Source organism: Streptomyces sp. 8L (assembly GCF_020176795.1).
Taxonomy (GTDB): domain Bacteria; phylum Actinomycetota; class Actinomycetes; order Streptomycetales; family Streptomycetaceae; genus Streptomyces.
Genome location: NZ_JAIUKE010000020.1, coordinates 1 through 6,578, shown reverse-complemented (window position 1 = coordinate 6,578; position 6,578 = coordinate 1). Strand labels below are relative to the sequence as shown.

Here is a 6,578-nt window from a genome sequence, read left to right as displayed (position 1 = left end):
CCCGGCGCGCGCGGCCCCCCCCCCCCCCCCCCCCCCCGCCCCCCCCCCCCCCCCCCCCCCCCCCCGCCCCCCCCCCCCCCCCGCCCCCCCCCCCCCCCCCGGACCGGAGTCCCCTAATGCCCGATCTCTCGCAACACGCACGGCAGCTGCGGGCTGTCGCTGACGCTCTCGAAGCTCAATCCGTTCCAGGAGAAGACCCTTCAGCCCCTCACCCTGATACCCAGAAGATCATCGACGGCCGTCATACGACTCGCGGGCAAATCAACTATGCGGTTCCGGACGATCTCCAGTTTCAGCGACGTATCCGCAGGTTTCACGCTGATCGCGGAACCCAGCACGGCGACATCGTTGCAATCGCACTTGATATCTACCTACGCGCAAATGGGTATCCTCCCGAACTCAAGAAAAACAAGGGCGATGTGTCGTGAGCAGGAGCGGCGGTCAGCTCTTCCTGAGTAGCATCGTTCCTCGGCCCAGATCTCCAGAATCAGATGATCAGCAGCCTTCGCTTCTTGGCGAGCCCATAGCGATTCGGCTTCCTGCGGAGCTGTGGCACATGAGGCTCAACGATGAGTCTGTTGTTGCCCGATTCGAAGCCAAACGACACATGCAGTCGACGAATTGTTGGCTGTGGAGCAATGCTGTCAGCTCTACCGGCCATGACTTCTTCCGTGCTGCGAGCCTTCCAGGACCCTCACGGCGTGGGACGGTGCCGGCGCACCTCTTCGCCTACCAGTTGGCCCACGGCACCATAGATAGGCTCGGATGGACAGCTGCCAGGGACCCGATCGTGTGTCAGACCTGCGATTTCTCCCGAGGGTTGTAGAGCCTCTCACCTGCGTCTCGGCACGGCGGCGGGGAGCCGGGCCGAATGGCTGGCTCGCCGCCGCGGCCCGAGCAGTCCGCTCGCTGAGATACGCGGCTCGGCCGGAAGGTCCCGCGCCATCGGCGCTGCCATCCAGGCCGGCCGGAAGGGCGGGGAGTCCGCAGAGTCGATCAAAGCGCGCATCGTGAAGCGATCGCAGCAGGGCGATTCCTCAGCCTGTGGTAAACCTCGTCGCGCCCGGAACCACGACGACCCGCGAAGCGCCGGCAGGCCCCGACAGACACGAGTAGGTCTGTCGGGGCCCATCGTCATGCAGGGCCGTCAGGACATCTTCTTGAGAGCCTTCTTCACTTCCTTGGCAGACAGGACCGCGTCGTAACAGCCTCTGCAGAACGCTCGCAGTCGGCGCTCCTCGGGCTCTCCGCTCATCGGAGACTCGATCGTGACGTCCACCAGAAGTACCGGGTCGGCCGCGCCCTGGCACACATCGGGGATGTAGAGGTGGACGAGTGCACACATGCACTGGCACGAAGCCCCCTCCGTGGCGCCCTCGGCCTTCGCCTCCAAGCCGAAGGCCGGAAACTTGATCCGCGGAGGCTTTTCGCCCTTGCGGACCTTGTGCCCGCCGGCGTGAAAGGCATAGATGCCGGGAGCGGCTTGACGGGCGAACGTCGCTGCCGACTCTCGGCTGAGCGCCATGCCCCTCTGGTTCACGAAGAGGGGTCCGTCGGTACGGTCGCCGATCGCGGCGCGGGCGAGATCGGCGGACTGGTCGCTCAGGGGGATCACGCGCTCATCCCTGTTGGTCTTGGGGTAGTCCACGTTGACCTTGTGCTCATCGAGGTCGACATCGCGCACGTCGAGCGCAAGGGCATCACCGACTCGCAGGCCCCCCTCCCAGAGCAAAGCCCACAGTGCTCGGTGCTGGGCGGGGATCGCGTCGTCGTTGGTGAGACGCACGAACTCCTCGGGCTCAACGACCTCGGCCGCCAGGTCAGCACGATGCCCTCGGCCGGGTCGCTTGGCACGGGCAGCATCGGCCGCAGCCCGGTCATAGCGCATGGCACCCGTCGACGGATCACGGTCGACCGCGTCGACCTGCGCGAGGACCCGCCGGGCGGTCGCCGGATTGAGGCCCCAGCGCTCGGCACACTCTCGGGCTGTAGTGAGATCCATAGCCGCCAGACTTCTGCACATCCAGTGCAGAAGTCAAGCGGATCGTCCGCTCGCTGTCCTTCGGAGCGCTCGGCTCTTCTCGTAGGCGTCACAGTTGGCAACGCGGCGCCCCAGGCCCTGGCCGATACCCGTGGAGCAGCGGGCCGCACACGGGCTATCGCACAGGCGATTCGTGCCGGACTCAAAGGACGAGAAGAGTCAGAGAAGATTGAAGAGAGGATCTTGGCTGCGGAGAAAAAGGCCTCCCACTCACGCTGTGGTGACGGAGAACGGCGCCTCGCCATCGCCTGGGTGCGCAAGCCCCGGCGAGCTGCGGGGCACTGAACGCTAATTCACAAAATGGCGCCAGACAGGCGTTCGATCGCGTCGGTGGAGAGGTGGGCCCCGCAGGGCAGTTCCTTTCCTGTGTAGACAGGCGACATGCTGCCCGGAGCCGAGTACTCCCAGGTCCCAGCATGCCGGCATGTTTTCTATGTGGAAGCCGATCAGGAAAACGCCCTGCTCAAAGAGCATCCTCTTTTCAAATGTTTCCAGAAACGGGAAACACGTGGCTAGGCGGCATGTCTGAGAGCATGCTGAGGAACATGCAGACCATTGAGATCGCTCCCGGCCTGCGTCTCACGGAGACGCTGTATGACGTTGCTCAGGCCGGCGTAGCCACCCACGCCCCCGACCTCGCCCTCACCTGGAAACAGTTCATCGCACCGATGTCGTGGTGGCTGGTCCCAGACGGAAGCGGTCAGCTCAGCAAGGCCGAGCTGACGCTGACGGAGGACCACGGCCGGACTGTCAAGATCAATGTCTGGCACGCACCCGACATCCGGAGTGCCGACGGCCGGCCCACGCCTCACTCCCATCCCTGGCCCTTCGAGTCGAGAATCCTGGTCGGCGGCTACACCGAGGACCGGTACGTACTCGACGGCGGCCAGGTTTGCGCGGAGAAGAGCAGGGAGCACGTACAAGGCACTGCCAATGTGATTGGGAGGGAGGTGTACCACGAAGTAACCGCGTTGCACACGGCTCCGGGAGCGACCGTCACCCTGATGCTCTGCGGTCGCGGCGAACGCGGAGCCTGGGGCCACCTGGATCCCGCAACCGGCGCCGTTGCCCCGCCTCAGCGTGACCGCCGCTTCCCTGAACTGCTGCGGGCCCTCAACCCACACCGCTGATCAGCCATCGCTCGTCGCCAGCTGCCAAGAGGCTGGCGACGTCGGCGATCGCCCCGGCCGAGAGACGAAAGTAGCGCCGTCCACCTTCAAGTTGCCAGTGCCGTGGAGGACCGGCGCGGCCCCCCCGCCCGGGCGGCGACGCAGGTCGAGGCTCCATGTCGTTCTGCGGCACCAGCCATGCCCGGAGACCGGCGACCAGGCCAGCGAATTCGGAGCCCGCTCAGGAAAGTCGGCGAAGTACCGGGCAGCGCCTCGCGCAGGGCTCGGGTCATCGTCTCGTTGTCGGTTGCGGACGTCAAAAGAGGAACGGGACGCCGGATGGGTCCGCGGCCGCCGCCTGGCATTGCGGCGCTGGCTGCCCTCACCGTGAACGGCACCCCGCCGAAGCGCGCCGGCTGTGATTCCGTCAAAGAGCCGAGGGGCCGAGTCGCTCGCCCTCTCGGTATACGAGTTCCTCGGCTGGGAAATCCGTCTTCCCGGCTTTTCGATTGTGGGGCCCTCGACGGAGGGGTGCAAGGATGGGCTTCGCCGCATCCTTGCACCCCTCCCGCTCGGGCCCCATTCTCCTTTTGCCGGGCGGCGGCAGGGGCACTCCACGGTATATCGCTTAAATCGGCTAAGCGTCGCTGCCGAGTGCATCCCTCTAGTAGGTAGGGGCAAATAGGAGAAACAGGGCCCCGCTCGTAGGGATCGCCTCGGAATGCCTTCTCTGTAGAGCGTTCCTAGGTTGACCCACCCTAGGGCATAGATTTACCTATGTCGGAAGGGGGTAAATCGAAATCTACCTTCGATGAGGCAGTCGAGGTGCCGCTCCTTGAAAACTGAAGAGCGTGTTCAATTTGAACCGTAGAACATTGATGGGATTTCGCGATCCGAAATCCTTGAAGGGGGGCAGGGCAAAGTCCCCCAGGAACCCACAATCTCGAATTGAGTGATTCACGTGACCGAAAAGCCAATCTCCATGACTGACCTTGCGACTGCCATCCGGGAGGGGGCGCAGATCGAGGCGTTCGACCTCTACGGGAAGCAGGTCGTGTTCACCCTCCCCAGCTCTGGGGATCAAGTGACTCTGTGGCCTGCGCCCAAGAAGCCCGAGCCCCGCACCGCCCTGGGCTTGCTCTGGATGCGCCGTACGCAGCAGAACAGTCTCGTCGAGCACGGCACACTGCTCTGGACCAGCGACGCCAAACCGTTCGTGGACTGGGCGGTTCAAATGGCCTACTCGGCCGACGAAGTCGGCCCCCAGTACACATCGGTCCTCACCGCACTGCGCGAGTACGGGATCGAGGCGAGCGTCACCCACTTCCAGGGAACCGGCTATCTCGTCAAGGTCGACCTTCCAGACTCCACACACCTGGTCATCGGAGGTCCGGAGGGCCTCCCGAGCCGCCTCGACCAGGTCGAGCAGTGGCAAGTGCAGCACGAAAGCGCGAACGAGCACATCGCCTTCGTCTGCCACGGCCCCGACCTCCATCAGATGATCATCGACACCAAGCGCTACCTCCAGGCAACAGGCCTTCGCTATGGCGGCCATCACCCACTCGGGGCCCTGCCGTCCACAGAGCGAGAGGACGGGCCCGACAAACTCTATGGCCTCATCTCCGATCTGTCTGAGCTGCGGCGCGTCAACCCTCAGGCCCCCGGCGGCACCCTGATGACCATCGCCGACGCCGACGGCAACAACGGTGCCAGCATCGCTGTCCCGGCCGAGGTTGTGATCCGTATGAGCCGCCTCCTCGCTGTGGAACTGAACGTCATCGAGACCTACGGCGGCTAGCAAGCGACGCACATTCCCATCGCGTCGGGTCCGGAGGGCAAACCGGACCCGACGCGCCTGGAACCCACAGAAGCAGGAAAAGTATTTGAGCTTCACATTCACCGATATGTATGCGGGAGCGGGCGGTTCCAGTACCGGCTTGGTCAATGCCGGACTCGAACTCAAACTCGCTGCCAATCACTGGCAAGTCGCGGTCGATACGCATATCGCCAACCATCCCCAGGCGGAACATCTTTGCGCCGAGATGGAGTACTACGACATGAGGCGTCTCCCGAAGACGGATATTCTCTGGGCGAGCCCCATCTGTACAGAGATAAGTCCTGCCGGGGGGCGGCCCCGGACGAAGGGGCAGTTGGATGACGAAGAGTGGAAGTCCCTCCCGGACAAAGCGTTTCAGCGCACCCGAGCCACTGCCTTTGAAGTCATCCGCGCCGTTCAACTTCACCGCTATAAGGCTGTGCTGGTGGAGAACGTCATCGAGTTTGCGACCGACTGGGAGCTGTTCGACTGGTGGCTGGCCGGAATGGTGCAGCTGGGTTACAACTACCAGATCGTCTGTGTCTCATCGGCACACATCGGAGATGCTTTCAATCTCCCCGCTCCGCAGTGGCGCGACCGTCTCTACCTTGTTTTCACTCTGGTTGGGATCCGTCTCCCGGACGTGAGGCCGACGCCGCTCGCGTTCTGCATTGTCTGCGACGAGGACGTGCATGCGGAGCAGACCTGGTCTAAGCCCCGCAAGGACCGGATGAGCGGGATCGGCAAGTACGGAAAGCAGTACAACTACACGTGTCCGTTTGGCCACGGGATCGTGGAGCCGTATGTGCGGCCAGCGTCTTCCATCATTAATTGGGACGACCAGGGGATTCGTATCGGGGACCGTGCCAGGCACGGGCTCCCTCCGTTGGTCGAGAACACAATGGCCCGCATTGAGTCGGGGCTGAAAATGTTCCCCGAAGACCCCTCGGTAGTGACCTTGAACCACGGCGGGCATGACGGTCGATCGTTCCGCCCGGATCGGGCCCCGTTGCCGTCACGGACCGCGAAGATCGGCGAAGGACTGCTCATACCGCCGGGGAGTTCCCAGTACGCCACCGCGTCAGGGGACCTGGTGGCGCCACCGTTCGTCATCGAGCTACGCAACCACGGCAAAGCGAGAAAGATCAACCGACCGCTATCCGCGGTCACGGCGGGCGGCAATCACCACGGGCTGGTCATCCCGTACCGCAAGGGTGCGAGGGCCAAGCCGACTTCCGAGCCGTTGCACGCCCTTTCCACGCACGACTCGGCGGGTCTGCTGCGCCAGGCAGAACGGATCGAGGACTGCCACTTCCGGATGCTGAAGTGGCGCGAACAGATGAACGCTCAACGTTTCCCGGGCTCCTACATCGTCACGGGCCCAAGCGACGCCGCACGTACGGTCCAGGCCGGAAACGCAGTGAGCTGCAACGTCGCCCAGTGGCTCGGCGAGCGCGTGGCGGCCGTTCTGTGATCTCCCGGTGGGGGGGGCCCCCCCCCCCCCCCCCCCGCCCCCCGGGGCCGGGGCCGGGGGGCCCCCCCCCCCCCCCCGCCGGGGGCCGGCCGCCGTCTCCCCCTGGAGTCCCGTCATGGACGTCAAAGACATCAGTAC

At 64.5% G+C, this 6,578-nt stretch carries 5 protein-coding genes; 4 read left to right on the top strand and 1 reads right to left on the bottom strand.

Annotated features, from left to right (window positions below; all coding sequences use genetic code 11):
• The first annotated feature begins 116 nt into the window (after window positions 1-116).
• A complete protein-coding gene (locus LCE31_RS02980; RefSeq protein WP_225012359.1) occupies window positions 117-428 on the top strand; it encodes a hypothetical protein in 312 nt (103 codons plus the stop codon).
• A gap of 719 nt (window positions 429-1,147) precedes the next feature.
• Here LCE31_RS02980 and LCE31_RS02975 read toward each other — a convergent pair.
• Complete coding sequence (locus tag LCE31_RS02975; RefSeq protein WP_225012358.1) at window positions 1,148-2,002, bottom strand: tyrosine-type recombinase/integrase; 855 nt, start codon at window positions 2,000-2,002, stop codon at window positions 1,148-1,150.
• Between the two features lie 584 nt (window positions 2,003-2,586).
• Here LCE31_RS02975 and LCE31_RS02970 point away from each other — a divergent pair.
• From LCE31_RS02970 to LCE31_RS02960, 3 genes are all read left to right on the top strand, one after another.
• Complete coding sequence (locus LCE31_RS02970) at window positions 2,587-3,171, top strand: hypothetical protein (RefSeq protein WP_225012357.1); 585 nt, start codon at window positions 2,587-2,589, stop codon at window positions 3,169-3,171.
• A gap of 1,063 nt (window positions 3,172-4,234) precedes the next feature.
• Complete coding sequence (locus tag LCE31_RS02965) at window positions 4,235-4,948, top strand: hypothetical protein (protein WP_225012356.1); 714 nt, start codon at window positions 4,235-4,237, stop codon at window positions 4,946-4,948.
• 85 nt (window positions 4,949-5,033) lie between these two features.
• Window positions 5,034-6,440 (top strand): DNA cytosine methyltransferase, encoded by a 1,407-nt coding sequence (locus tag LCE31_RS02960; RefSeq protein WP_225012355.1) that lies wholly within the window; start codon window positions 5,034-5,036, stop codon window positions 6,438-6,440.
• Window positions 6,441-6,578: the final 138 nt, after the last annotated feature.